The 24,587-nt window shown below is 60.4% G+C and carries 23 protein-coding genes; 4 read left to right on the top strand and 19 right to left on the bottom strand.

The window, feature by feature from the left end; genetic code table 11:
- Window positions 1–7 precede the first annotated feature (7 nt).
- Complete coding sequence (locus tag CUJ86_RS00345) at window positions 8–571, bottom strand: LemA family protein (protein WP_130645581.1); 564 nt, start codon at window positions 569–571, stop codon at window positions 8–10.
- A gap of 219 nt (window positions 572–790) precedes the next feature.
- Here CUJ86_RS00345 and CUJ86_RS00340 point away from each other — a divergent pair, with 219 nt between their 5' ends.
- Complete coding sequence (locus CUJ86_RS00340; RefSeq protein WP_235855533.1) at window positions 791–1,759, top strand: DUF362 domain-containing protein; 969 nt, start codon at window positions 791–793, stop codon at window positions 1,757–1,759.
- Window positions 1,760–1,761: 2 nt separating this feature from the next.
- Here the strand turns inward: CUJ86_RS00340 and CUJ86_RS00335 are convergent, their stop codons facing one another.
- From CUJ86_RS00335 to CUJ86_RS00320, 4 genes are read right to left on the bottom strand one after another with little or no spacing between them, the layout of a single operon-like run.
- Window positions 1,762–2,832, bottom strand: a complete 1,071-nt coding sequence (locus CUJ86_RS00335; RefSeq protein ID WP_130645579.1) for a WD40 repeat domain-containing protein — start codon at window positions 2,830–2,832, stop codon at window positions 1,762–1,764.
- On the bottom strand, window positions 2,832–4,811 hold the full coding sequence (locus tag CUJ86_RS00330) for a helical backbone metal receptor (protein ID WP_235855532.1): 1,980 nt from the start codon (window positions 4,809–4,811) through the stop codon (window positions 2,832–2,834). The genes CUJ86_RS00335 and CUJ86_RS00330 overlap by 1 nt, the downstream gene beginning before the upstream one ends.
- A complete protein-coding gene (locus CUJ86_RS00325; RefSeq protein ID WP_130645578.1) occupies window positions 4,808–6,391 on the bottom strand; it encodes a DUF4430 domain-containing protein in 1,584 nt (527 codons plus the stop codon). Before CUJ86_RS00325 ends, CUJ86_RS00330 begins: the two co-directional genes overlap by 4 nt.
- Window positions 6,376–9,084 carry an outer membrane protein assembly factor BamB family protein gene (locus CUJ86_RS00320; RefSeq protein ID WP_165394706.1) on the bottom strand — a complete coding sequence of 903 codons (2,709 nt, stop codon included), beginning with the start codon at window positions 9,082–9,084 and terminating at the stop codon, window positions 6,376–6,378. Before CUJ86_RS00320 ends, CUJ86_RS00325 begins: the two co-directional genes overlap by 16 nt.
- Before the next feature lie 425 nt (window positions 9,085–9,509).
- On the opposite strand from CUJ86_RS00320, the gene CUJ86_RS00315 reads away from it, so the two are divergent.
- The 3 genes from CUJ86_RS00315 to CUJ86_RS00305 are packed head-to-tail and all read left to right on the top strand — an operon-like array spanning window position 9,510 to window position 12,444.
- Window positions 9,510–10,457 carry a FecCD family ABC transporter permease gene (locus tag CUJ86_RS00315; protein ID WP_130645576.1) on the top strand — a complete coding sequence of 316 codons (948 nt, stop codon included), beginning with the start codon at window positions 9,510–9,512 and terminating at the stop codon, window positions 10,455–10,457.
- Window positions 10,454–11,719 carry an ABC transporter ATP-binding protein gene (locus tag CUJ86_RS00310; protein ID WP_130645575.1) on the top strand — a complete coding sequence of 422 codons (1,266 nt, stop codon included), beginning with the start codon at window positions 10,454–10,456 and terminating at the stop codon, window positions 11,717–11,719. Before CUJ86_RS00315 ends, CUJ86_RS00310 begins: the two co-directional genes overlap by 4 nt.
- Window positions 11,716–12,444, top strand: coding sequence for a sugar phosphate isomerase/epimerase family protein (locus CUJ86_RS00305; protein WP_130645574.1), 729 nt, complete (start codon window positions 11,716–11,718; stop codon window positions 12,442–12,444). Before CUJ86_RS00310 ends, CUJ86_RS00305 begins: the two co-directional genes overlap by 4 nt.
- Before the next feature lie 72 nt (window positions 12,445–12,516).
- On the opposite strand, the gene mtrH is transcribed toward CUJ86_RS00305, so the two are convergent.
- The 14 genes from mtrH to CUJ86_RS00235 form a co-directional block, all read right to left on the bottom strand.
- Window positions 12,517–13,545 carry a tetrahydromethanopterin S-methyltransferase subunit H gene (gene mtrH / locus CUJ86_RS00300; RefSeq protein WP_130645573.1) on the bottom strand — a complete coding sequence of 343 codons (1,029 nt, stop codon included), beginning with the start codon at window positions 13,543–13,545 and terminating at the stop codon, window positions 12,517–12,519.
- 14 nt (window positions 13,546–13,559) lie between these two features.
- Window positions 13,560–14,291 (bottom strand): tetrahydromethanopterin S-methyltransferase subunit A, encoded by a 732-nt coding sequence (gene mtrA / locus CUJ86_RS00295; protein ID WP_130645572.1) that lies wholly within the window; start codon window positions 14,289–14,291, stop codon window positions 13,560–13,562.
- Window positions 14,292–14,301: 10 nt separating this feature from the next.
- Window positions 14,302–14,505: a tetrahydromethanopterin S-methyltransferase subunit F gene (locus CUJ86_RS00290; RefSeq protein ID WP_130645571.1), complete on the bottom strand. Its 204-nt coding sequence runs from the start codon at window positions 14,503–14,505 to the stop codon at window positions 14,302–14,304.
- 7 nt (window positions 14,506–14,512) lie between these two features.
- Window positions 14,513–15,235: a tetrahydromethanopterin S-methyltransferase subunit A gene (gene mtrA, locus CUJ86_RS00285; RefSeq protein WP_130645570.1), complete on the bottom strand. Its 723-nt coding sequence runs from the start codon at window positions 15,233–15,235 to the stop codon at window positions 14,513–14,515.
- Window positions 15,236–15,244: 9 nt separating this feature from the next.
- A complete protein-coding gene (mtrB, locus tag CUJ86_RS00280; protein WP_130645569.1) occupies window positions 15,245–15,529 on the bottom strand; it encodes a tetrahydromethanopterin S-methyltransferase subunit MtrB in 285 nt (94 codons plus the stop codon).
- Entirely contained in the window at window positions 15,529–16,389 is an 861-nt protein-coding gene (gene mtrC, locus CUJ86_RS00275; protein WP_130645568.1) for a tetrahydromethanopterin S-methyltransferase subunit MtrC, read from the bottom strand. The genes mtrB and mtrC overlap by 1 nt, the downstream gene beginning before the upstream one ends.
- Window positions 16,390–16,392: 3 nt before the next feature.
- Window positions 16,393–17,232, bottom strand: a complete 840-nt coding sequence (gene mtrD, locus CUJ86_RS00270; RefSeq protein ID WP_130645567.1) for a tetrahydromethanopterin S-methyltransferase subunit D — start codon at window positions 17,230–17,232, stop codon at window positions 16,393–16,395.
- Window positions 17,229–18,128, bottom strand: coding sequence for a tetrahydromethanopterin S-methyltransferase subunit E (mtrE, locus tag CUJ86_RS00265; protein WP_130645566.1), 900 nt, complete (start codon window positions 18,126–18,128; stop codon window positions 17,229–17,231). Before mtrE ends, mtrD begins: the two co-directional genes overlap by 4 nt.
- Before the next feature lie 231 nt (window positions 18,129–18,359).
- Window positions 18,360–20,066, bottom strand: a complete 1,707-nt coding sequence (gene mcrA / locus CUJ86_RS00260) for a coenzyme-B sulfoethylthiotransferase subunit alpha (protein ID WP_130645565.1) — start codon at window positions 20,064–20,066, stop codon at window positions 18,360–18,362.
- A gap of 5 nt (window positions 20,067–20,071) precedes the next feature.
- Complete coding sequence (mcrG, locus tag CUJ86_RS00255; RefSeq protein ID WP_130645564.1) at window positions 20,072–20,836, bottom strand: coenzyme-B sulfoethylthiotransferase subunit gamma; 765 nt, start codon at window positions 20,834–20,836, stop codon at window positions 20,072–20,074.
- A 22-nt stretch (window positions 20,837–20,858) separates the two neighbouring features.
- Window positions 20,859–21,479, bottom strand: a complete 621-nt coding sequence (mcrC, locus tag CUJ86_RS00250) for a methyl-coenzyme M reductase I operon protein C (RefSeq protein ID WP_130645563.1) — start codon at window positions 21,477–21,479, stop codon at window positions 20,859–20,861.
- A gap of 1 nt (window position 21,480) precedes the next feature.
- Window positions 21,481–21,951 carry a methyl-coenzyme M reductase operon protein D gene (mcrD, locus tag CUJ86_RS00245; protein WP_130645562.1) on the bottom strand — a complete coding sequence of 157 codons (471 nt, stop codon included), beginning with the start codon at window positions 21,949–21,951 and terminating at the stop codon, window positions 21,481–21,483.
- 12 nt (window positions 21,952–21,963) lie between these two features.
- Complete coding sequence (gene mcrB, locus CUJ86_RS00240; RefSeq protein WP_130645561.1) at window positions 21,964–23,271, bottom strand: coenzyme-B sulfoethylthiotransferase subunit beta; 1,308 nt, start codon at window positions 23,269–23,271, stop codon at window positions 21,964–21,966.
- Window positions 23,272–23,777: 506 nt separating this feature from the next.
- Window positions 23,778–24,578, bottom strand: coding sequence for a formylmethanofuran dehydrogenase subunit C (locus tag CUJ86_RS00235; RefSeq protein WP_130645560.1), 801 nt, complete (start codon window positions 24,576–24,578; stop codon window positions 23,778–23,780).
- Between the last annotated feature and the right edge of the window lie 9 nt (window positions 24,579–24,587).

The raw sequence follows: 24,587 nt of genomic DNA, 5'->3' as shown, positions 1-24,587 counted from the left end.
TCACACCTCAGAACTCGATCTTCGGCGCCCGCTGGATCTCTTCCTCAAACTCCAGATAGTCGAGTTTCTGCATGTGGATCAGGGATGCGACGATGTTTGAGGGGATGGTCTCGGTCATGGTGTTCAGCTGCTGGGCGATGTTGTTGTAGGTGTAGCGCTGGCGGGCGATCTCGTCCTCGATACTCTTGATCGAAGACATCAGGTCCGAGACCGTGGCCTGCGTCTTGAGGTCGGGGTAGGCCTCGGCCACCGCCAGCAACCTGCCGAAGATGGAGCGGGACTGCCGTTCGACCTCGTTCAGGTCGCCCGGGCCTGCTTTTGCGACGTTCGCACGCATCTCGGTGACCTGTGTCAGGGTCTCCTTCTCAAAGGCGGCATAGCTCCGCACCGCACCCAGGAGCTGCTCGATCTGGTCGAGACGTTTCTTCATTGCGACCCGGATCTGCCCGATGGTGGCCTCGGCAGAATTTTTCAGGCTCATGAAGCGGTTATATATGGAAACGATCCAGCCGATCAGCGCCAGCACCACGATAACGATGACGGCAATCAACACGAGTGTCAGGATATCCATGAATGCACCACGTTGGAATCATCGTGGAAAAATATCAAGATAGTGATCACTCCGAATATATGATCATCGTTTTATATTTTTATGGTGTATTGCGTGCAGTATATGCATAACGCTGTCTCAATCGTAGGATGCCCATCATATGGGGTGGATGACGTCTCTCTTTCTATTGGGGCGTCTTTACATCCGATTGGCGGTATCGGGGCAGTGGTGAAACCTGGAATGCGGACAATCGTCATCCCTGATCTCACCGGCACCCATTCCCGGGTGGTGCGGGCGGTTGTGGAGGCGGTGGAGGGTGCCGGGGGTGCGCCGGTGATTGGATATTCGCCGGACGGCGGCGCTGGAACCCTTCGGCGCCTGCTCGCAAAAACCGGAATTCAGGATGTGATCGATGAGTGCGGGTGTGAATCTGTCTGTCTGGACGATGACACGGAGATGATCCCGGCGCCGGGCGCCCTCACCTTCCGGCGGTTGATGGTGGCACGAGAAGTGCTCGACGCAGATGCGGTGATCTGCCTCCCGACACTGAAGTCCACCTGTCTCAACGGGTATTCAGGTGCGGTCTCCTTCCTCTGCCATTACATGCCGCGTGCGGCGCGGATCGCCTATCGCCGTCATGTCTGCAGCGATCCTGCCCTGTATGCCGACCTCCTTCTGGACGTCCATGCGACCGTCCCCCCGTCCCTGTCGATCATGGAGGGCATCGCCGGGATCCGGGGTCCAGACGGTCCCGGTTTCATCATGGCCTCAACGAGTTCCACCGTGCTGGACTATACCGCCGCGGCGGCGGTTGGATTGGATCCCCTCTCCGTCCCCACCATCGGCCGCGCCTACGGGCGGGGAGAGGGTCCGGGGAGTCTCTCGGAGATACGGGTGTTCGGGACGCCTCCACCCGGATTTTCTCCGGGTGATGGTGTGGTGCACCCGGCAGGGAGGGAAAAGGGCCCCTCTCTTGCAGTCCGCCTTGCCGACCGGACGCTCGCCGCCCGTCCGCTGATTGATGCGGAGCGGTGCACCGGATGCGGGGTGTGTGCAGATCTCTGCCCGACCGGTGCAATCCGTATGAAGGCTTCAGCCCTTCCCCGCATCCGGGTGGCGGAGTGCATCCGGTGCCTCAGGTGTCAGGAGCGCTGCCCGGCAGATGCAGTGGTGGTCGGGCTCCCGCTGTTGGCACGCCTGTTCAGGTGATATTATCGCCGTTTGAGGGCCAGCAGCACCGCGCCGCCGAGTGCGGCAACGATGAGTGCGGGTGAGGGTGCGGCATCTGTCGGCGGTATGGCGTCTGTCTCTGTCCTGGGAGGGGTTGACGGAGTGGTCTCTGTCCTCCCCTGCGGTGTGGTGACGGCAGGTGTGCTCTCCTCTCCGATGGTGACGAGAGCAACGCTCCTGTTCTCGAATGCGGCTGCCATGCCCGATCCATCGGCGGAGAGGGAGAGGGCGGTGACACCCGTTGTTCCGACGGACTCCTCCGTGTCTTCCGAGATCGAGTGCACGGTGATCCCGTCTGCACCGATTGCGGCGACCGTTCCGTCTCCGGCGATTGCCACGGCGGGCATCCGGTCGCCTGCCGTCTGTTTCCATGCCTCCCTGCCGTTGGCGGTGAGCAGACCGACCACACCATGGTCCATGCCTGCGATGATCCTGCTCCCGTCGTCGGTGATGACAAGGCTGAGCAGGTCGCTCCCGGTTTTATAGGACCACAGAAGACGGCCTTCACCGGTATAATACCGGATGAACCCTTCCCTGTCACCGGTGACGATGTGGGAACCATTCATTGCCAGGTCGAGTGTGGTCACGTCGGCAGGCGTGGTGAGGATATGGGCGGCTTCAAAGGATCCGTTGCTGTCCTGACGGAATATCATCAGGCTGGAGTTGTCAAAACCGGCGGCGATTGTTGAACCGTCCGGTGAGATGCCGCTTCCCAGGGCGAAAAAACCGGTGTCGTGCCTGAACGCAATCTCTCCGTCCCGGTGATATGCCCGCAGGTTCTCTCCCCCTGCTACGATGAGGGACCCGTCCGTGCTGATATCCACCGATCCGGCATGGGATGCCGGTGCCTCCCAGAGCAGACTGCCGGTGGCATCATAGAGCGTCAGGGCTGGTCCGTTGAGGACGGCAACGGTTCTGCCGTCCCCGGAGAGGGCGACGTCGATTGCCGCCTCCGCCGTTCCTTTCTGCCACGCTGTGGTCCATGGCGCTGCACCGGCGCCTGCCGCCATGACGGAGAGGAGAAGGAGGACGATCCCCGCTGTTCGCCTCATCAGGTTCTCCTCAACAGGATGACGGCGCCTGCAAGAGCGGTGAAGGCCGCTCCTATTCCGAAACCGGGAGTCTGCGGTGTGCCTGTCGTCGGTGCCGCCTTCGCCCCGAAGAGGTCGGGATGGATGTCGGCCGCCACCTCTTCCAGGGCGTCGACCAGGCGCGGCCCGCCCCGGTCGATCAGGTCAGACTCGATGACATAGACCCGATCGTTTTTTATCGCCTTCAGGTTCTTGAAGCGCGGTTCCTCCATGAAGTAGTGGTAGATGAGGTCGGTGCCCCCCTCGCCCATTCCGGTCCCGGAGTTGACGATGATCACGTCCGGGTCGGTGGTGATGAAGCGCTCCATGGTGACGATCTGCCAGCCGTCAACGTCCGGGAAGGCGTTGGTGCCGCCGGCGAGATGGATCAGTTCGTCCTGGAAGGTGGCGTTCCCGCTCACCCAGATGGGGTCGTACCAGACGGCGTGGACGACCGTCGGCGGATCGCTCACGGTCCGGGTTTTTTTGGTCACCGCACCGATCCGCTCCTCCATCGACGCTGCCAGGTGCTCCGCCTCCGCCGTCCTGCCGGTCGCCTCACCGACGAGCCTGATGTCATGGAGCGTCCCCTCCACTGAATCCGGGTTCAGCGATATCACGGTCAGGCCGAGGTTTCTGAGGTGGTCGACGACCTCTTCGGTGTTACCGAAGGCGGCGACGACGAGATCGGGTTTCGCCGCCACCACGCGCTCGATGTTCACGGTTGAATACCCGCCGACCTTTGGCTTCTCTTTCGCCTCAGCCGGATAGTTGCAGTAGTCGGTCACGCCGACGATCTGCTCGCCGAGATCCAGAGCATACAGGATCTCGGTGTTGGCCGGAGCAAGGGAGACGATACGCATCGGCATCTGCTCGATGGTGACCTGATCGCCGAAGTCATCGGTGATGGTAACGGCCTGCCATTCGGCTGGTATTTGGGTGGTTGTCACGGTTGTTGCTGTCTGTGTGGTCTCTGATGCCGCCGGAACCGATGTCTCTGGTGCCGACAGGTCGGATGGGGTCTGTCCGGGGAGGACCGGGTAGGGTCTGCCGAGCAGGGCGGGGATTGCTCGCGCCGTCATGCCGCAGGGGTTGTCGGTGGTGTAGGTCGTCCACCGGAACGATCCGTCGGGCTGCTGCAGGTCTGCAAGTGCCGAGACCACGTCGTAGCCGTTCTTTGACCATCCGGAGGGATCTTCGCCGGCGGCGACGATCGCCTGGATCACCCATCCCGCCGAGGCGGCATTCGAGGATGACGACCCGCCGTAGTTGAAGCCGCCGTCCTCCATCTGGTGTGCCCTGAGGTAGTCGAGGGCCCCTGTGACCGATGGATCGGTCTTCGGCACGCCTGCGGCAACGAGGGCCATGACCACGGCGGCGGTATCGTCAGAGTCGCTCTCGGCACCCGGCATCCAGCCGTAGCCGCCGTCGTCGTTCTGCTGGTCCTTCAGCCAGCTGACAGATAGGGCGACGTCCTCGCCGGCAGAGACGAGTCCGAGGATCCCCCAGTAGGTCGTGTAGATGAAGTCCCCGAACTGGCCGTTGGGGTTCATCCGCCCCCTGAGTGTGGTGAGATAGTCGTAGCCGCCGAAGTCATGCGGGTTCTCTCCTGCCGCCGAGATCACGGTGACCATCTTACCGAGTTCGGCCGTGCCGTCCGGGTTGACGGTGTCATCTGAATATTTCCAGTAATCGATCGCTGAAGTGCCGTTCACCGCCCAGTCATGCGGGTCCTCGCCGGCGGCGACGATCGCCATCACCGCAAACCATGAGGTGCCCGGGTTCGTGCCCCTCCCGGCCTCGGCAAATCCGCCGTCGTCGTGCTGGCAGGACCTGATGTAGTCAAGCCCGCTCTTGATGGCCGGATCGCCCCTGTCATAGGGATAGGCTGTTGCAACCGTCACACAGGCGATGCAGAGCAGAAAAATGAGTATTGGTTGTATTGTTGGTTTCAGAGTCATCCCTCCTGTCTCCTGATCAGGTGGGCGCCTGCTCCGATAAGGGCAGCGGCGATCACCGTCGCCTCGCCGATCGGTGCCTGCGCCGGGGGTGTCGTTTCAGGTGCGGACGCCGGTGCGGTGGTCATGCCTGCGGTGGTCGTTGTCGCCACTGTCCCCCCCTCTCCGAGGGCGACGAGGGCGAATCTGGAGAGTCCGTCCGGGGAATCCGCCTCGAAGATCAGGTCGCCGTCGTCGTCCACACCGACAAGGGAGGTCTGGAGGATGGTGACCGTCCCGTCCGCTGTGATGTCGGCGATGCGGATCGCAGTGGCACCGCCATGTGCGTTCACCCATTCTGGACTCACATACAGCCTGATCGTGGCGCCCTGGATCTCTTCCGCCTCAAATCCGTTTGTTTCGATATCGGCGGCATACGCGAATGCCTCAATGCCCATTTTCTCTTCTCTTGCCGCCAGGTCAAGGGCGGAGCGTTCGCCGGGGGTGAGGTCGTCTGTATAGGTGACGGTCAACCGGGCATCGGCAGGCATGCCTGCGAGTATCAGGGAGGCGGTCGTCCGTACAGGACCTACCCCCGGGATTTCGCCGCCTGCCGGGTCCAGGTCAACCTCTACGCTCCTGATGAACCCGGAGGCGATGCCGTCACGTTCGGTGATGTCCTCGGTCATGACGGTCATGGACATGCCCGGACGGTAGATGATGATGCGGTCGCCCCTGACGATGACCTGCTCCCCGTCGTGGTCGGCGCTCAGGTCCACCGCGATTCTGGTCTTTCCGCCCACGATCGAGATGGTGGTGCCTGCAGGCAGACCGACCGGAATTTCGGGTTCATTGGCCTGACCAAAGGTATTTTCATCGTTGGTCGTGCTTGTTTCATCATTCTCGTCCGAACTGCTGCCATAGACGACCTGCAGCCTGATCACCTCTTCGGAGGTCTCAGGGGTGGAGGACATGCTCTCACTCCAGTAGAAGACAACCCGGTCGCCGTCCTGCACTCCCTTTACATTGGCGCCGACTGATGGGGAGACGCCGTTGACCTGGAACATCCAGCCCCTGGCTCCATCATTTGTCCGTCCATTGACGGCAGTGACGTAGAGGGTGCCGTACTGGTCATACCAGGTGTCATCGATTGCATATGCCGCTCCGGATGCGTCGAGTGCGCCCAGTGCGGTGCGGCGGTTCACCGTGTAGGTGGTGCCGCTGTTGGCGGAGGTGAGGCTGAAGTTGCCTGCCGTGAGGGTCACAGACTGGTAGGTGTCGTCGTCATCGTCGTCTCCGTCGCCGCTGCTACCGCCGCCGCTGCCGCTCGATGAGATAGTGACGCTCCCGGTTGCCGATTCGTTCCCGGCACTCGCCACAATCGAGAGGGTGCCGGTGGTCTGCGGGACGTACCTGACGGTTGTGCCCTGTGCGAACACCGGGGTGCCGCCATTCTCCTGAAAGATGATGAATGCCTCCCCGTCGCAGGTGACCACCACCGGGGAACCGGCAGTGTTTCCCGAGACATCCATGCTCAGCGCTGCCGCCGGCATGCTGCAGGCGGCGGCGAGCAGCAGGCAGAGCAGCGTCAGGATACGACGCATTCCGAACCTCCGCTGTGGGAGATCAGGCCCTCCGGATATTCATCCAGGTGGTAGATCCCGGCATACAGCGTGTAGGTGCCCGCACTCGCCTGGGCGGGGACCGAGACCAGCACCGGCACCTGGACCGTCTCGCCGCTGTTCAGGCGGACGGTGCCGGTGCCGGCGATCGCTTCTCCGCTGGCATCGGTGCCGCTCACCACGACCACATACCACCCGCTCTCCTCTGCGGTGGCGTTAATCTCTGCCAGGACGAAGCCGCCGCGTGTGCCGTCGGCGAGTGAGGGGGTATCGACCGCCGCCTCGGCGATGCAGACATCGATGGTGACGATATAGGTGGCCTGGTCGATGAGTGGCGCCCATGTGACAGAATCGGTGGGGCAGTAGTAGAAGGTGATTGTGTCCCCGTTCTGGATGTCGTTTGCCCCGAATCCCATCGGTGCGGCCTCACCGTTGATGAAGATGCTCCATGCGTGTGCGTTCTCCTGTGTCCAGTCCTGGTTTTCGATGCCGTTGATGTCCTCCAGGAGGAATGACCCGAAGTCAGCGTACCATGCATCCGACGCATTGTAGGTGAACCCTCCGTCTGTTGCCGCCCGGTCGAGTGCACCGATATCGGTGGTGCGGTTCATCTCATAGGATGCTGATTCGTTGTTTGAGGGCACGAAGGTGAAGATCTCGCCCTCCGTGATGGCGACCGCCCCGTCCCAGATCACGGTTGCGGTGGTGACCTCGACATCGATGGTGACGATATAGGTGGCCTGGTCGATGAGTGGCGCCCATGTGACAGAATCGGTGGGGCAGTAGTAGAAGGTGAGTGTATCCCCGTTCTGGATGTCATTTGCCCCGAATCCCATCGGTGCGGCCCCACCATTGATGAAGATGCTCCATGCGTGTGCGTTCTCCTGTGTCCAGTCCTGGTTTTCGATGCCGTTGATGTCCTCCAGGAGGAATGACCCGAAGTCAGCGTACCATGCATCCGACGCATTGTAGGTGAACCCTCCGTCTGTTGCCGCCCGGTCGAGTGCACCGATATCGGTGGTGCGGTTCATCTCATAGGATGCTGATTCGTTGTTTGAGGGCACGAAGGTGAAGATCTCGCCCTCCGTGATGGCGACCGCCCCGTCCCAGATCACGGTTGCGGTGGTGACCTCGACATCGATGGTGACGATATAGGTGGCCTGGTCGATGAGTGGCGCCCATGTGACGGAATCGGTGGGGCAGTAGTAGAAGGTGAGTGTATCCCCGTTCTGGATGTCGTTTGCCCCGAATCCCATCGGTGCGGCCTCACCGTTGATGAAGATGCTCCATGCGTGTGCGTTTTCCTGCGTCCAGTCCTGGTTTTCGATGCCGTTGATGTCCTCCAGGAGGAATGACCCGAAGTCTGCGTACCATGCATCCGATGCATTGTAGGTGAACCCGCCGTCTGTTGCCGCCCGGTCGAGTGCACCGATATCGGTGGTGCGGTTCATCTCATAGGATGCGGAGGCGTTGTTTGAGGGCACGAAGGTGAAGATCTCGCCCTCCGTGATCGAGACCGCTCCGTCCCAGATCACCTCGGGGCTGGACGAACCCTCGCCGAAGGCATACAAACGGTTGTTTTCAGCGCCGATATAGAGCACACCGTCTGATATGGCCGGAGATGATGTATAAAACGCCGCGTAGGTGCCGTCGCCGGAGTCAGGCAGCACATATGACCAGACCTCGATGCCGGTAGCGATATTCACCGCATACACCCTTCCTGTCTCCTCGTTTGTGCCAGAGTAGACGATGTCGTCGGCGATTGTCGGGGAGACGCTCACCCGTGCACTCGCAAATGTCCAGAGTTCGGCACCGGTTGTGGCATTGTAGGCATGGAGTCCGTTGGATGAACCGGCGATGACGATATCGTCTGAAATGGCCGGTGTCGAATAGGTGCCGGTGAGGGCGGCGTTCCAGGCTTCGGTGCCGGTGGTCGCATCAAGGGCGTAGAGATGGTCTGCCGTGGTCGCATATACCCTCCCGTCACTGACGACCGGGGTCGATTTCACGGCCTCGGGGAAGGTAGCGTTCCAGACGGCGGTGTGGGTGCCGGCATCGATGCAGAAAATCTCGTTCCCCTTCCCGGCGACATAGACCTTCCCGTCTGCGGCAGACGGCGAAATATAGTAGCCGATGGCGCCGCCGGTCTGGAATGTCCAGAGTCCGGTACCGTCGGTCCCGAACGCGTGGAGGACACCGTCGGAGGCCGAGAGGACGTACACCGTTCCATTATAGACAAGAGGCGAGGACGAGAGCCCGAAATAGGCGGTGGTGTCGATCTGTTCGCTCGACCAGAGGGTGACGCCGGTGTCGGCGTCGACGGCGTACACCTTTCCGTCGGTGCCGCCGATATAGATATGACCATCGGCGCCAGCGACACCGGAAACCGAACCGACCGCCTGACCGCCGAGTTCGTTTGTCCAGAGAACCTCGCCGCTTGCGGCGTCACAGCAGACAAGCCCCATCGGATCGGCATCGGTGAAGTTCATATCGGGCCAGGTCGGGAGGTACACTTTCCCGTCATGGACTGCCGGTGCGCCGTCAGGGAACTCATCGATCTCTGCCGACCAGAGGAGGGTGTCGTTCAATGGTCCTGGTGTCGATGCCATCCCGGTGCGCGCCGGATCGGCGTGGAACATCGGGTAGTCGGCCGCCGCGGGTGCGGCCAGAATCATCAGGAATACAAAACATATCCCTATAGAGGAAAATTTTCCGGTCATTCAGTTCGCTCCATTTTTTTGGGACTATGACAATATTTATTTTTTAAATTATGTGGTCTTACTTCAAATATACTTTGTTTGGCTGACGCTTCCCCCCCGCTCCCTCTTCCCCCCTTCTTCACGATCATCCCGGCATGCACAGGAATCGCGCATCATGTGATGGGAGCGCCATGATCTGTATGGTTTCTGTGCCTCTTTCTCCAGAACAGGCGGAGAAGGTGAAAACTTGTGAGAAGGAAATGGGTGTGATGCTCTGTGTGTACGTAAAAAGACCGCCCTCCTGTATCAGGTGACGATTGGGGGCGGTACGGGCACAACTACACCCTTTTTTAAAAAGCGTAAATTTATTTGTTTTAACATGCCATTTTGAAGGGGAATCCATGCAAACAAAGAGCTGGACGATGCCGGGTTTGCTCTTCTTATTCCTTATCCTGAGCATCGTCCTATCCACCGCCATCGGGGCGAGCGGCCTCTCCCTCCTGGACCTCGATCCCGAGACGATACACATGCTCCTCTTCGACGTCCGCCTGCCGCGGGTGCTCGCCGCCCTGCTGGTGGGTGCGGGTCTTGCCGTGGCCGGTGCGGCGATGCAGGGACTCTTCAAGAACTCGATGGCCGACCCCTATATCATCGGTACATCCTCGGGCGGGGCACTCGGCGCCTCAATCGCCATTGTCCTCTTCATGGGGTTTGCCCTTCCGGTCTTCGCCTTCATCGGCGCCACCGCCTCCACCGTTCTCGTCTACCTGATATCCCGGCGGAACGGGCGGGTGGCGGTCGAGACCCTGCTCCTCTCCGGCATCGCCGTTTCGATGTTCCTCTCGGCCCTCCTCTCCTTCATCATGTTCATGTCTGGAAAAAGCCTCCACCAGATCATGTTCTGGCTGATGGGCGGGTTCTGGAACATCTCGTGGGGCGATGTCTGGGTCGGCGCTCTCATCCTGCCCGCCTGTCTGGTGCTGTTCCTCTTCGCTCGCGACCTCAATGTGATCTCCATCGGTGAGGAGGACGCCGTGCACCTCGGTGTTGACGTGGAAAAGGTGAAGTTTGCCCTTCTCCTCCTTTCGTCGTTTATCACCGGCATCGCCGTCTCGGTGGCCGGTTCGATCGGGTTCATCGGGCTGATCGTCCCCCACCTGATGCGCATTCTGGTTGGGCCCGACCATCGCCTCCTCATCCCCTCGGCGATGATGGCGGGTGCTGCCCTCCTCATGTGGGCCGACACCCTGGTCCGCATCCTCCCGACCGAGATCCCGGTGGGCATCGTCACCTCGTTCTTCGGGGCACCATTCTTCATCTATCTTCTCAGGAGCCGGACACGCGCATGACAGGGATCATGATCAGAACAGAGGAACTTGACGTCTCCTACGGCACAAAACCGGTGCTGGAGGCGATCTCCATCGCCGTTAAAGAGGGGTCGTTCATCGGCATTCTCGGGCCGAACGGTTGCGGAAAGACGACGCTCCTGCGCGCGCTCTCCCGGATCATCGATCCTGATGCCGGGAGCGTGTATGTTGGCGACAGAGAGATCGACGGGTATTCTATCCGGGAACTTGCCACCATCGTCGGTGCCGTCCCGCAGGAGACGGCGGTCACCTTCGACTTCACCGTCGAGGAGATCGTCCAGATGGGGCGTCACCCCTATCTCGGGCGCCTCTCCTCGATGAGCGAAGAGGACTATGCAATCTGCCGGCATGCAATGGAGATCACCAATACCGCCTATCTTGCCGGTTCACTCATCACCGAGATCAGCGGGGGCGAGCGGCAGCGGGTGCTCATTGCCCGCGCCCTCGCCCAGACGCCCCGGGTGCTCCTGCTCGACGAACCGACCTCCCACCTCGACATCAACCACCAGATCGAGGTCCTATCGATCATCAGGGGCCTGGTGCCTGAGGTGACGGTGATCGGTGTCTTCCATGACATCAATCTCGCCGCCTACTTCTGCGATACCGTCGTCCTGATGGAGCGGGCGCATATCGCCGCCGTCGGGACGCCCGCAGCGGTGATCACTGACCGGAACATCAGGGAGATCTTTGGCGTGGACATGATCGTCCGCACCCACCCCATCACCGGACGCCCCTATGTGGTGCCGCGCTATGACTCCGGGCCACCCGTCGATCACCCGCTCAGGGTGCATGTGGTCTGCGGCGGGGGAACCGGTGGAGAAACCCTCTATGCCCTGCGCGCCGCCGGTCATGAGGTGACTGCCGGTGTGCTCTCGGCAAACGATTCCGACTGCACCGCTGCCGAAGGTCTCGGGATCAGAGTGATCCGGGAACCTCCCTTCGCCCCGATCTCGCACCATTCTCTGGAGGAGTATTCTGCGATTCTCAGTGCGTCGGATGCGGTGATCGTGACCGGGATGTCGGTTGGCCCCGGCAATATCGACAACCTGCGAGAGCTCAAATGTCATGCCCGCCCCAGAATTTTCCTGCTCTCTTCTGATGGAACGGGTGGAGCCGACCAGGACTACACCGGCGGCGAGGCGACGGCAATCCTCGATGGGCTTCTGGAAAACGGCGCCGAACGGATCGGGAGCGTCCCTGACCTCGTGAACCGCCTGGCGGCGCTCAGGGCAGATCCGGCATGAGGGGGATCGGCGCCTCAACCTACTGCATGATGGAGCAGAGCCTCAGCGATGCTCTTGAAGCGCTCTCCGTCTGGACCGACTGTGTGGAGATCCTCTCCGACGCTCGCCACTCCCTCTTTGATCATGCGGAGATCGCCGCCTCATTTGACCTGCAATATACGGTCCACGCCCCCACCGCCGACCTCAACGTCGCCAGTGACATCGAAGCGGTGCGGAGGGCGACGCTCCGGGTGCTTGCCGACCTGGCAGAGGTCTGCGATCAGATTGGGGCGGGTGTGCTCGTCGTCCATCCAGGGATCTGCCTCGAACCCCACCTGATGCGGTTATCTGAACGGGCGCTTCGGCGTTCCCTGTACGACCTCTCCCGCCTCCAGGAGGAGTGCGCCGTCACTCTGGCAGTCGAGAATATGGGGTCATGGCCCTGCTGCCACTTCCGTGACACCGCCCTCCTCCCCCTCCTTGCAGACCTGGACCTCGGTTTTGTGCTGGACGTCGGTCATGCCCACCTCAACGGCAACCTGGAGGAGTTCTGCCGCCTCGGCGATCCCGTTCACCTCCACCTCCATGACAACGATGGCAGAACAGATCTCCATGCCGCCTGCGGCATCGGCGGGATCGATTTTTTGGCTGTTATGGAGGCGGTTCCCTCCCGCGCAACGGCGGTGGTCGAGGTGGGGGATGCCCGCGCCGTCCGCCCGAGTCTGGACTACCTGAATCGGCTATAGTCAGGATTGACCGGATCTCTCTGATCGACAAACGGACGCACGGTTTTTCGTGCGAAAAAAAGTATGGGGGGTTTAGACGAGCATCAGGAGGGGGTGCTTGTCGACACCCTCGCCGAGGTCGCCGCCGAGTTCACGGAATGCCTCGGCAAGCACGATGTCGGAGAATGCCGCAGCCGTGGCGATACCCTCGCAGTTCTCGATCGGACCGAACATGATCAGGTCGGCGCCGAGGGTCATGGCCATGATGTTGCAGCCGATATCAGGCGAAGCCCATGCGGTCTGCCTGATGCCCTCCATGCCGCCGAAGTGGTGGTGTGCCATCTGCTCGAGCAGGACGTCCTTGCCCTCGTACTGGGAGGCCAGGACGGACTTGCGCCAGCGCTTCAGCCAGGTCCAGGAGACGGTCATGTTGTGGTAGGCGCCGCCGGTCGGCAGACCGTGGATCGCCTTGCAGGCCAGGATCTCGCGGAACGAACCGCCGGATCCCATGCCGAGCGGGGTGGCCGCGGTGTCCAGGATCGGACGGGTGATGCCGCAATCCTCGGCGATGCCGATCATGGACTGCGCCTGACCGGCCACACCGCCCTCGGCGAGCACCTTCTCACGGCCGGCAACCGTCGGGTCGCCGGGGTTGAAGGCGAGCACAATCGCCGAGTTGACGTCGGACTTCTTCAGGGCCTCGATGCTCTCGGGCAGGATGGAGCCGTTGATCGAGTTGTAGATCGCACGGTCGGCGATGCCGACCTCGGTGACATACTCGCAGGCGTGGATGAGCGCCTCCGGGGCGGAGGAGTCCATCAGGAACGGAGTCTTGTCGTCGATCGAGCAGAACCAGTCGAAGTAGCTCTCGAAGGCCTCGCCGTACTCAGCGATGATCTGGCAGAAGTACGGGTTGCCGGTCTGGTCGTAGAGCTCCTGGCAGCGGTTCCAGAGGGCCTCTGCCTTTGCCTTGTCGATCTTTCCTGTGTGGTCGTCGAGCACGGTTTCGTGCTTGTTGTAGAAGATGGATGCGCCGAGGACGCGGGGGTACTCTCCCGGCTGGCCACCGATCTTAATGCCGTTGAAGTCGAATACGGCCTGTTCCTTCTCAAATTTGAACATACTGCTTATCCTCCTTACATCAGTTTCGGGAGCAGGAAGACCAGGATCATAAAGACCGTCAGTCCTGCAACCAGTCCGTAGAGTATACCGATGTCCCTGCCGATCTTGCGACCGACGCGCTGGGCCACCTCGGCGTTCACGAACTCAATCTTCGTCTCGATCTCGTCGAGCCTCTTCTCGATCTCAAGGAACTGGGGGTTTGCACCGGCAACTGCCGCGCCGGCAGCGCCTCCCTCGGCTTCCTTGACCTCGATGACCATGGGCGGTTCGCCGAATGCTCCCGGGTCCTTCCCGGCGAGTTCGTTGATCTTCGCCTTGATCGCCCCGAGGTCTTCTGCCTCCATGATATCGACGAGTTCGACCTGCGCCTGGAAGCGCTTGATCGCTGAGTCGTCGAGGTTCTCGATGAAGGGGATAGCGCCCTTGGATCCGACGACCTTACCGCCCTCGACGCCGTTTGCGTGGAGTGCGATGAGGGTCTGTCCGGAAAGGTGCCCCTTGACCTCGGTACCGCAGGTGATGACAAACCTGATGTTCGGGTTTGAGATGACGTTTGCGATGACCTTCTCAAGGCCGAGGTTCTCGGTCTTGCATGAACCGCAGAGTGCGGCGCCTGCGTCACAGATGGCCTGCTCATCGAGGTGGGAGCCCATGGTGACGACTGCGACACAGGAGTTTGCGTCGCCCGAGTGGAAGTCGCCCTTGATCAGGGGCCATCCGCTCGCCGGTGATGTCTTGTCTGCCATGTTTTCTACCTCACATCAGCATGACCGGCACCACGACGAGGATCAGGGCGATGGCAGCGCCTGCCACAAAACCCGGAATGCCTGAGTCCATGATGCCGGACTCGAGTTTGTTGGTCCTGGCCATGATCTGGGCCTTGTATTTGATGTCTGCCATGATGTTGTCGATGGCGGCCATCCTGATGGCTCCAGATGTCTTCTTCTCTTCTTCTGCCATGTTCACTTCACCCCACCAGCAGGAAACCGAGGATGATAAATGACACAATCAGGCCGATCATCAGGCCTTCAACCTTGCCTGAATACACGCCCGCCGCCAGGCGGTCGTGGTAGCCGATGTCGGTTACCATCTTCTCAATGATCTTGAACCGGGAATGGATGAGCGCAAGGTCGCCGTTCATCTCAACGACTTCGCCGGAGACCTCTTCAGCGCCTCCCTCGGCTTCCTTGACCTCGATGACCATGGGCGGTTCGCCGAATGCTCCCGGGTCCTTCCCGGCGAGTTCGTTGATCTTCGCCTTGATCGCCCCGAGGTCCTCTGCCTCCATGATATCGACGAGTTCGACCTGCGCCTGGAAGCGCTTGATCGCTGAGTCGTCGAGGTTCTCGATGAAGGGGATAGCGCCCTTGGATCCGACGACCTTACCGCCCTCGACGCCATTTGCGTGGAGTGCGATGAGGGTCTGCCCGGAAAGGTGCCCCTTGACTTCGGTACCGCAGGTGATGACAAACCTGATGTTCGGGTTTGAGATGACGTTTGCGATGACCTTCTCAAGGCCGAGGTTCTCGGTCTTGCATGAACCGCAGAGTGCGGCGCCTGCGTCACAGATGGCCTGCTCATCGAGGTGGGAGCCCATGGTGACAACCGCGACACAGGAGTTTGCGTCGCCCGAGTGGAAGTCGCCCTTGATCAGGGGCCATCCGCTCGCCGGTGATGTTTTGTCTGCCATTTTTTCACCTCACATCAGCGCGAAGACAATGATCCCCGCAATGAGCAGTCCTACAGCCATACCATACCAGAGCGCCGTAACGCCGCCGGCAAAGACCAGTGATTTTTCCCTGCCCGGATATGAGGACTGGAATGCACCCTCGCCCGAGAGCATGCCGACAAGGTCGTCGGCGACCAGCTCAAGTGCTGCCACCTGGTCGATCACGGGCTGATACGAGACGCCCGCCGTGGTGACGACGCCGACCATCGGGTCGACGACCAGCCCGAATTCGGGAAGTACCTGTACGTATCCCATCAGGCCTCACCCTTTGGTTCCAGAATCGGCTTTGCATTCAGCCATGCATATGCATCGCGCCTGGAGAGCTCGATGTACTTTGCATAGGTGTAATACCAGCCTGCAATGGCGACGATCAGGGAGATCACGGCTGCAAACATGCTGACGAAGGCGAACGAGATCGCAGCGACGACAATCATGGAGAGGAAGCCGCACTCGGCTGCGAGCATGAGCGTCCTGTCCTGCTGCTCGCCGGGGCCGAGACAGGCGTTGAACGGGTGCTGGAGAGCGATGCCGCCGAGCATGAAGGCGACTGCAATCAGGCATCCGCCGAGGAGCGAGGATGCATAGGACGTGGCCTCCAGGGGTCCGAGGATCTGAACCATCGTGACCGAGAGGGCGTCGAAGCCGAATCCGCCGGCCATAACGGCCGTCAGGCCCATGATCACAATGGCGCCGATGATGGCCATCTCGGTGAGCGAGCGGATCATGACCGGGATGTTCATGTTCATGACATTGTTCGCCAGGAAACCGGCGACAAAGCCGACGATGGCGCCGATGACGACCGCCATGATCGGGGCAAGATACATGCCATCGAACTGGGTTGCCAGCAGCATGGCGATGACGCCGGTGCCGAAGGCGATCATGCCTGCGGACGGAACGCCGGTACCGATACCATAGCTGCAGAGGTGCTTGATCGTGTCCGTGCCCCAGATGAGGGCGAAAACAGCAGCAAGCCCGCCGAAGAACGAAAAGACGTCCGTACCCGTTGCACCGTTGAGGTAGGTCAGGTACAGGCAGACGATCGAACCGATCAGCCCGACCGCCATGAGCGTGTCGTGCGGGATGCCGCCTTCAGATGCGGTTATTTGTACTGACATCTCTTACACCACCACAATCAGAATTGCAAACAGGCCGCAGACCGCCGAAGCGACGGCACACCCGATGATCGCACGGGGGAAACGCTTGAACTTCGGGTCGTGCGGGCCCTCGATCGTACCCGTGATGTTGTACGCTGCAAGCACAGCGTTCACCAGGAACATGCCGATGGCAAAGATGCCCGCGAGCGAGACCGCAACAGGCAGAACCTCAGCGGCCTCTGCGTTGAAGAGTGCGGGCAGCGCTGCCGAGTAGACCTGCAGAAGCTCATAGTAGATGAGCGTACCGCCGGCACCGCCGAGCAGACCGCCGATCACACCGCCGACATATGAGATGAACGGCAGACCGTGACCCTCGGTACCCTGAGACTTGTACTCGGGCTGTGAGTCACCGGTGATCGGGTCCTTGTCGACCTTACCGGATGCGGACGGGATACCCATGCCGAAGACATAGATGATGTTCACCATCAGACAGGTGATTGCCATCATCAGACCGCCGCCGACTGCGCCGGCCGCGATGACGATCGCAATACCGAACGCCGGGTTCGCCGCTGCCCATGCACCGCCGAAGAGACCGGCAAGACCGGCACCGGCCGCGAGCATTGCCACACCAGTGGCGATACCCGGTGCCTGACCCATGGCCGCCGGCGCACCGCCGACCGGCACGAAGTGCACACCGAAGCCGATGAGAAGGCCGCCGATGATCACGCCGATGATGGCTCCGAGGGCTGCTGGTGCCATGATTGCGGTGATGGCAACCGCTATGATGAGAACGACGATACCGATGGCAGACCCCATGGGGTTGATGCCTTCTCCGCCTGCTGCTGCTCCACCAAGGGCGCTCATGCAGTTGCCTCCTCAGCCTTCACGTACGGGCCGTAGTTCTTGCGGGCCCAGACCTCAACGTAACGGTCGATGATCATGAAGACCAGAATAATGAGTACGCCGGCGATGATCGCACCCCAGCCTCCGGCGATCTCCTCAAAGAGGACGGTCCTCCAGAGTTCGAGGAACACGATCAGCCCGAAGCAGACGCCCGATGCCGGGCCGCCAAGCTTGCCGGTGAACCAGCCATTGTCGAGTGAGCTGCGCTGCCCTGCCTCGGCATAGCGGACGATGTTGCCGGATGCCGAGATCGGCACGCCCGCGCCGAACTTCTGGGACTGGTACTGCCGCTCCTTTCCATAGAACGGGTTTCCGGTCGCAGAACCGGCGGCACCGAGGGCAATACCCCAGACGATACCGAGAAGAGCCAGCGGGAACGGGTGGCCAAGGGCCGCGTTCAGAAGATAGCACATCGATACCGTCGTAAACACCGCTACAAAGGCATGCGCCATCGTGACGGTGGTGACCGACTTCAGGAGGTCGATGTACACCGGCTGTTCAAATTTGTTCAGACTCGCCGTCCGCCCGAGATAGGCGGTCGTCGCATACGCCCCCTGCACAAAGATCGCAAGTGCGGATGCAATAACAATCGCAAGCACCGGATTCATTCCGGTGACCATAAATGCCCAGGCTACGCCAGCGCCGATAGTGACCCACAGACCGTATGCGGGCGGTTCACCGGATACTGCCTTGTTGTAAATCCGGTGAATATAGCCCATCTGCGGTGCCAGCTGGACCTGAGAGTTCGGGTCACCCTGTGATCCGATGTTAGACTCAGTGTCCTCGGCAGCGCCGGCAACAGTAGCAAGAGCACCTGCCAATGCTGTTACTCCTACGCCTAATAATATGCTTTCCATTCGTCTCCCTCCCAGCGCACTACGATGCACGAGAGATTTCACTTCGCGTTACCACACAGATGGAGTACAAACTCTTTGTGGTTCATTTAACAGTCGTTTATGATTTAATTAAATGTTTCGGAAAGTATTGGCAATACTCCCATTATTTTGTTTAAAATACCCAAAATGGGATAATACTGCGTTTTTTGGAATACTGTCTTGCAGTAAAGAAAAAAAAATTGTGTTGTTGGATTATTTCGCCGGGATGATCAGCGAGCGCTCGCCTGCCGGCATGAACTCCCTGATCGCACCCTTTGCGAACTCGCGGCGAGGTTCGGCGAAGTCGAACTTCAGCGAGGGGTCCGCGAAGGCGATCTTGATCAGCGGGTTCATCGACCAGGCATCGCCGCGAGTGTAGTGGGCACTGCCCACAATGGCGGCGTACTCGCCCTGGTGGCCGACGTTCATGGCGTAGTTCGGGTAGTTCGGGCCGCGGAACTCGCCGATCGCACCCTCGTCCGGACGGACGGAGAGCGAGTTGGTCGAACCACACTGGTCCTGCAGGTCGTAGCCGAAGAAGCCGAGACGGCTCCAGCCTTCCTTGTGCATGAGCATGGAGAGGTACCAGCCGTTGAGACCGGCGTTGGAGTTGCCGGTTGCAATGGCGGATGAGAGACCGGACGCAGCGGCGATGACACCGGCACGCTGGGAACCGCCGAAGTGGTCCTCCATCATGGTCGGGAACTGCTCGTACTGCTCCATGGCGTTGAGGGTGACCTCGGAGGCGATGTCGTTGACGACCTCCTGCGAGGCCTTGACCTTGTCACCGGCGTTCGGGTTCTTCCAGTCGACGTTGTACTTGTCCTTGATGTAGTCCATACCGTAGTAGGTGAACTCGTCAAGGATGTTGTCGGTGTACGCCGCCGTGGCGTACTGGGTGAAGCCGACACCGCCGGACATGTAGGAACCGAGCCAGATCTGGTCGAAGAGCATCGTACCTGCACCGACAACCTCGAGTGATGCCTTGGCGGGGTCGTTGGGGTACTTGCGGTCGGCCTGGATCATGTCGGCGAAGTGGCCGAACTTGATGCCGCCGGGCTCGTTCGGGCCGCGTGCACGGCGGGCCGGAAGGATGTCGGCCATCTGGATGACGCCAGCGTGCTTGGCGGCGAAGGACAGGTCGGCGACTGCGGCCTCACCGGCGCACATGCGGTATGCGGCGATGTAGGACATACCGATCTGCATCGCAGACCAGCGGGAGGTGGTACCGCCATCACAGGTGCGCGAGACGGACGTCGGGATGTGGATCGACTGCCACATCGACTTGCCGACCGCCGCCTTGAGGGCCTCCGCGGACTTGGCCGGGAAGAGCTTCTCGATGTTCAGGAGGAACTGGGGCTCGATGTCGTCGGCGAGTTCGTCGTCGCCGGTAAAGACCTTCACGTAGCAGTCGTCGGTGAGCGCCGGGTGGGTCTCAACCATGTGCTCCTGGACCACGGCTGCGCCGGGCATGGCGTGGTTGAGGATGTGGAGGTACTCGTTGATCGTCTCGGGGGTGACTTCCTTGCCGAGACGCTTCTGCAGGGTGGCGTGGGCAAGGTCCATGCCGACGATGACGGTCCTGCGGATGTCGTCCCAGAACTGCTGCATGGCAGCGTTGTTGACGAAGTGCAGGTCGTCACCCTCAACGAACACGCCGGTGCCGGAGACCTCGTAGGTCATCAGCTGGCGCTGACCCATCGGGATGCCGCCAAGGTGGCAGCGCTCGGGGTCGTACATGGAGATACCGCGCTGCATCTCGATGGCACGGGACTCCTTCAGGAACTCCTGTTTCCTCGGGGACTGCTTGAGGCCGCCGAACTTGTAGAACTCTGCCTTCTCGGACTGGACGTCCTGCCCCTCGAACTTCTCCTTGAGCGCCTTGAGGAACAGCTTCTGTGACCTCTCAATCTTTGCCATGTATATCACTCCTCCTTCGGCATGAAGCCGTATTTGGTCCTCAGCGAGTGGATCCGCTGGACGTACTCAACATACTCCTGGTCGTCGCGGAACGCCGTGCCGGCGAGCGAGTGGAAGATGGTCGTGTTTGCCTTGAGCCATTCTGCGTCCATGGGCTTGCCGACCTCGACCGCACGGTCCAGGGGCTCGCCGATCTGGTTCTTGACGTACTTGACCACGCCGTCTGCGCCGAGCACACAGCGCTGGAGCATGTCGAACATCATGCCGTCCTCTGCGAGACGGAGGGAGTGACCGTGCACGGTCGCACCACGGCAGGAGACGAGCGCCGGGTCGAAGACCTCGGTGTTGATCAGCTCCTTCGAGTAGCTCTCAAGGTCACGCTCGCGGCACTCGACGATCTGACGGCCGGAGAGCGTACCGGGGTCGATGCCGCGGAAGCGGTAGCATTCCATGTAGGTGCGCTGGTAGGGCTGGGACGGTGCGTTGAACATCGAGTCTGCGAACTGGATGTAGCGGACGCGGTCGCCGGCCTTTGCGCCATCGGTCGGGGTGACGAGCTTGCGGACAGGGCAGTCGGGCTCCTGCTGCTCGGCCAGGGGCGGGTGGGCGGTCGGGTAGGCCGCACCGGGGGCCCGGTGTCCGAGGATCAGGACGACGTCCTCGTCGGTCACGTCACGAATTTTGCTCAGCTGGTAGCCCGGGTTCATCTGCTTGCGCCTGTTCTCGGCGACAGCGGAGGTGCCCGGTCCGAACTGCGGTTTGTATGCCATAGACAATTTCACCTCAATAATTCTATTCTTTCATCAGTCTGGTAACGGCTGCAATGACTTCTGCCATCTTCTCCCGTGAAGGGGTCTGGCCTCTGGTAACGCCGGAGACGATCGTCTCCACGCTTCCCTTTGTCCTCACACTCTCAGGGGGCGGCATGACGAGGGCGGTTTTGACGCCCTCCTTTGCGAGATCCTCGTAGTCGATCGGGCACTGGGAGACGACGACGGCCTTGACGTCGACGTGCTCCAGAATGAACCGGATCTTCTGCACCACATGGGACCTGACGTTCCCGTGGTGGAGGATCGCGACCTTATGCTCTTCAATCTGCTCGATCTCTCTTTCGGTAAGCCCGAAGTAGGCGCCAAGGACTGATCCGGCAATCTTCGGAGCGTCGGGAGGGACACCGCTTCCTGCGTTCAATACAAGGGTGCTGACGGAAAATTCAACGCCCTCGCGTCGCAGGGCGGATGTGATGTCACACACCGGCTTTGTTACATGCCGGCGTCCCGGCGACATGCCGACGACGATTACATCCGGATGGCGGCATTCTGAGATGGTGCCGCGCTGGGCCAGGCCCCCGCCTTTGCCCATCCCCATGCTCTCCCTGCAGTCCACTACCTGGGTTACCCGTCCGATCGGCATATTATTTGGTTCCCTGAATGATCAGCGGTCCGCTGCGGCTTTTTGGATCGGTGGTACCGAGAAACATTTTATCCGCATCGGGGCCGTATTTTGCATAATCTGAAACGGTCGCTTCGGTCTTCATGTATTTCCCTTCAGAGAATCCGAATGGGAACTTGACAAAGACCTCTTCGCATGCCTTTTTGATCCCATCGATGTAGGACCTATCTTCGAGTTCGAGGAGGATCGTCCCCACCTGCACCTGGAGTTCCACGTCCTGGTCGCCGACCCGGATCACCCTCCGCATCTGGTGTGGATTCGGTTGACCGCGGGCCGGGCCATAGGGGACGGTGGTGGGGAGGCGCGGTCCGTTGAGGACCAGCTTCCTGATGCCACCGACCTCCAGAAAGCGGTTGAGGAGGTTCTCGACCGTCTCCGGATTGAGGAAACGCGCTGGCACAATCCTGCACTGGGGATATGTGGCTTCTGTCATCAGACGACTACCTTATACAGCGTTTGCAATGTGCTGGAGCGGTTTTGCGAACTCTTCGATCTTGCCGTAGGTCTCGCCGTAGATCTTGGACGTGCCCTCCGGGGCGAACATCTGGGTGCCGGCATCGACACAGCAGGCGGCGACCACACACGGGATGGCGAAACCGGCGGAGTGCCTGGTCACGACGTGGTTGCCGTTGAAGATACCCGGACCGCCGCCACCATAGATCGAGTGGCTGAAGAACGAGAAACCGACGGCAGTACCCATCACACGACCGTAGTCACAGCCCGGCAGGCCGGTCTCGTGCTCGATGAGGTCGTTGAAGTAGAGCAGGGTCGAGGAGACGGCCTGTGCGAACCGGCCGGCACCACAGTTGACCATGGTGGCTGCCAGGGTGCCTGCTGCGGCATAGGCGTTCCAGAGCATCGGGTCCTTGGTGTCGTAGTACTGGAAGTAGCCGCCCTTCTTGCCCGGAGCGATGACGCCGTCCTCGATCGCACGCTCGACCAGGGACTGGACAACGGTACCGATGGTGCCGCTTGCGCCGTTCGCCTTGACGAGGTCATAGACAATGTTGTTGGCGTTCAGGCCCTGGTAGGCGTAGCCGAGGAGCTGGGCACGCTCGAAGGGACCGATGGCGTTGCCCATCTCAAACTGGCCGGCCTGCTCGAAGGTGGATGCAAGGGCAGCGCCCTGCATGGCGTTGCGGGCCGTGATCATCACGGTGTGGTTGGCCGGGATGTTCCTGAGGGCAAAGCCGAGACCTTCGTTGTTCTGCGGGATGGACAGGATGGAAGCGACGTTTGCGCCCTTCATGTCCATGGTCTGCGGGTAGGTACCCCAGACCGCTGCCTTGACGATGCCTGCATCAAAGGCGCCGATGTCATACTGGTCGAGAAGTGCATAGGTGGTTGCGGCGGCGACCGAGGTGATGGCGGCGTCGTAGGTGGCGGCCGCCTCGATACGGGCCTTCGGGACCTCGACGAGATAGAGCTTGCCGCCGAAGTTCTTCAGGTTGGTGTCGTCGCCCTCCTCGACCTGGACCATCTCCTTTACCTTGGCCATGATGGCGTCGGAGTCCTTGACGATGTCAAGGTCAAGGGTCCTGCCCATGATCTTGTCGGCCTTCGTTCCGACGGCGCCAGTCTTGACACCGTTCTCGATGCCGGCGAGGTTGACGGCGATCGTCCTCTTGGTGAGGTCGATCATCTTCTTGATCGCGGGGTTCACAACCGGGCTGACCTTCTCGAGGGTGACGCCGCTCTTGAGCAGCTTGCCCTCGTCGTCGTAAAGGTCAATCGTGTCTGAATATTTTGCCATATAATTCCTCCAGATTACGTTTTTTTACTATACACTACAGGAACTGTGCGATGAACACTAAAGGAGACACTGATAATCGCTGCTGGTACTACTGCACGTCCCTCAGGGGACAATTGCATAATCATCATCTCGCCATATAAGGGTTGTGTTTGACGGGGCAGAATGAGCCTATATACATCTGATTGAATATGGGAGGAGAGAAAGAATCTTCAAATAGTAGTTTCGGACGCCGGGGCTGGCAGGGATAAAGTGTGACAATGGATCCACTGTGTGTTATTCAGTATTAATGTGGTGTGTATATTATGTGAAACATGGCTGCGCTTGGTTATTTTCCTGAAATATTTAGAATGTTGTATTCATTTTGATTTCTGCCCATGTTTTGCTAAAATTTTAAATCTCGATCCCAGTCGGTCCTGCACTGCCCGGCAGTATTCGTGAAGGGTGTGACACAGAGAATGGGAATGGACGGTGCGTAACGCACGAGACCGAAGAAAAAAAAGGGGATATCAGTATTTCTGATAGATGTTGCCGTAAATGACCTGGCCTTTGCGTTTGCCGTGGCGTTCGCCCATGTCGCCCTCATAGTGGGCGAAGGTCGCCTTTGTGCCGTCGACCTCGAGGTCGACGTCCTTCCGGTAGATATAGCCCGGCATCATGACGTCGATGGTGCCGAAGACATAGATGTCCCCCTTCACCATCTGACCGCCGATCTTGGACTTGCCGTTGCCCTTCACGATGATGGTGCCGCCCTCGGCGTGGGTGCCGACATGGACGTCGACATCGCCCTCGATGATGATGGTGCCGCCGTTCATGAAGGTCCCGATATCGGAACCGGCATTGCCCTTCACCCTGATGGTGCCGGACTGCATGCCGCGCCAGTCGCCACGGTAGGCGGCGCCTAGGTAGTTGCCGGCATTGCCGTCGATGATCAGGTCGCCGCCCTTCATGCCGGTGCCGGCGAAGGCATCGACACTGCCGGTGACATGGATCTTGCCGCCTTCCATCCAGGCGCCGACATACATGTCTGCACTGCCCTTGATCTCGATCTCGCCGGCCGTCATCCGCATGCCGAGGTACTTGACCCGGACGACGTCGCCGTTGATTACGATCCGCGTCTCTGCGGCAGTCGCACCGCCCTTACCGGATACGGTGAAGTAATCGCCGAGCATCTGGGTCTGGTTGCCCTCATGGACATGGATCGCCTCGATCTCCGCAGCGCTCTTTCCGGCAAATGCATCAGGGGTGACGTTCTCCGCGTCGATGTAGAGTTCAGGCTGGGCCCTGGGTGTGAGTGTTACTGTCTCCATTTGCCATCA

Source organism: Methanofollis fontis (assembly GCF_004297185.1).
Taxonomy (GTDB): domain Archaea; phylum Halobacteriota; class Methanomicrobia; order Methanomicrobiales; family Methanofollaceae; genus Methanofollis; species Methanofollis fontis.
This window is presented reverse-complemented; position numbering and strand designations above follow the sequence as displayed.

Excerpts from the sequence above, each read along its gene's own strand:
- mtrB (WP_130645569.1), bottom strand. The coding sequence starts at position 15,529 with ATGGGATACGTACAGGTACTTCCCGAATTCGGGCTGGTCGTCGACCCG.
- CUJ86_RS00290 (WP_130645571.1), bottom strand. The coding sequence starts at position 14,505 with ATGGCAGAAGAAGAGAAGAAGACATCTGGAGCCATCAGGATGGCCGCC.
- CUJ86_RS00315 (WP_130645576.1), top strand. The coding sequence starts at position 9,510 with ATGCAAACAAAGAGCTGGACGATGCCGGGTTTGCTCTTCTTATTCCTT.
- mtrC (WP_130645568.1), bottom strand. The coding sequence starts at position 16,389 with ATGTCAGTACAAATAACCGCATCTGAAGGCGGCATCCCGCACGACACG.
- CUJ86_RS00320 (WP_165394706.1), bottom strand. The coding sequence starts at position 9,084 with ATGATTCTGGCCGCACCCGCGGCGGCCGACTACCCGATGTTCCACGCC.
- CUJ86_RS00345 (WP_130645581.1), bottom strand. The coding sequence starts at position 571 with ATGGATATCCTGACACTCGTGTTGATTGCCGTCATCGTTATCGTGGTG.
- mtrD (WP_130645567.1), bottom strand. The coding sequence starts at position 17,232 with ATGAGCGCCCTTGGTGGAGCAGCAGCAGGCGGAGAAGGCATCAACCCC.
- mcrD (WP_130645562.1), bottom strand. The coding sequence starts at position 21,951 with ATGACAGAAGCCACATATCCCCAGTGCAGGATTGTGCCAGCGCGTTTC.
- mcrG (WP_130645564.1), bottom strand. The coding sequence starts at position 20,836 with ATGGCATACAAACCGCAGTTCGGACCGGGCACCTCCGCTGTCGCCGAG.
- CUJ86_RS00340 (WP_235855533.1), top strand. The coding sequence starts at position 791 with ATGCGGACAATCGTCATCCCTGATCTCACCGGCACCCATTCCCGGGTG.
- mtrE (WP_130645566.1), bottom strand. The coding sequence starts at position 18,128 with ATGGAAAGCATATTATTAGGCGTAGGAGTAACAGCATTGGCAGGTGCT.
- CUJ86_RS00235 (WP_130645560.1), bottom strand. The coding sequence starts at position 24,578 with ATGGAGACAGTAACACTCACACCCAGGGCCCAGCCTGAACTCTACATC.
- mcrA (WP_130645565.1), bottom strand. The coding sequence starts at position 20,066 with ATGGCAAAGATTGAGAGGTCACAGAAGCTGTTCCTCAAGGCGCTCAAG.
- CUJ86_RS00305 (WP_130645574.1), top strand. The coding sequence starts at position 11,716 with ATGAGGGGGATCGGCGCCTCAACCTACTGCATGATGGAGCAGAGCCTC.
- mtrA (WP_130645572.1), bottom strand. The coding sequence starts at position 14,291 with ATGGCAGACAAGACATCACCGGCGAGCGGATGGCCCCTGATCAAGGGC.
- CUJ86_RS00335 (WP_130645579.1), bottom strand. The coding sequence starts at position 2,832 with ATGAGGCGAACAGCGGGGATCGTCCTCCTTCTCCTCTCCGTCATGGCG.
- mcrB (WP_130645561.1), bottom strand. The coding sequence starts at position 23,271 with ATGGCAAAATATTCAGACACGATTGACCTTTACGACGACGAGGGCAAG.
- CUJ86_RS00330 (WP_235855532.1), bottom strand. The coding sequence starts at position 4,811 with ATGACTCTGAAACCAACAATACAACCAATACTCATTTTTCTGCTCTGC.
- mtrA (WP_130645570.1), bottom strand. The coding sequence starts at position 15,235 with ATGGCAGACAAAACATCACCGGCGAGCGGATGGCCCCTGATCAAGGGC.
- CUJ86_RS00325 (WP_130645578.1), bottom strand. The coding sequence starts at position 6,391 with ATGCGTCGTATCCTGACGCTGCTCTGCCTGCTGCTCGCCGCCGCCTGC.
- mtrH (WP_130645573.1), bottom strand. The coding sequence starts at position 13,545 with ATGTTCAAATTTGAGAAGGAACAGGCCGTATTCGACTTCAACGGCATT.
- mcrC (WP_130645563.1), bottom strand. The coding sequence starts at position 21,479 with ATGCCGATCGGACGGGTAACCCAGGTAGTGGACTGCAGGGAGAGCATG.
- CUJ86_RS00310 (WP_130645575.1), top strand. The coding sequence starts at position 10,454 with ATGACAGGGATCATGATCAGAACAGAGGAACTTGACGTCTCCTACGGC.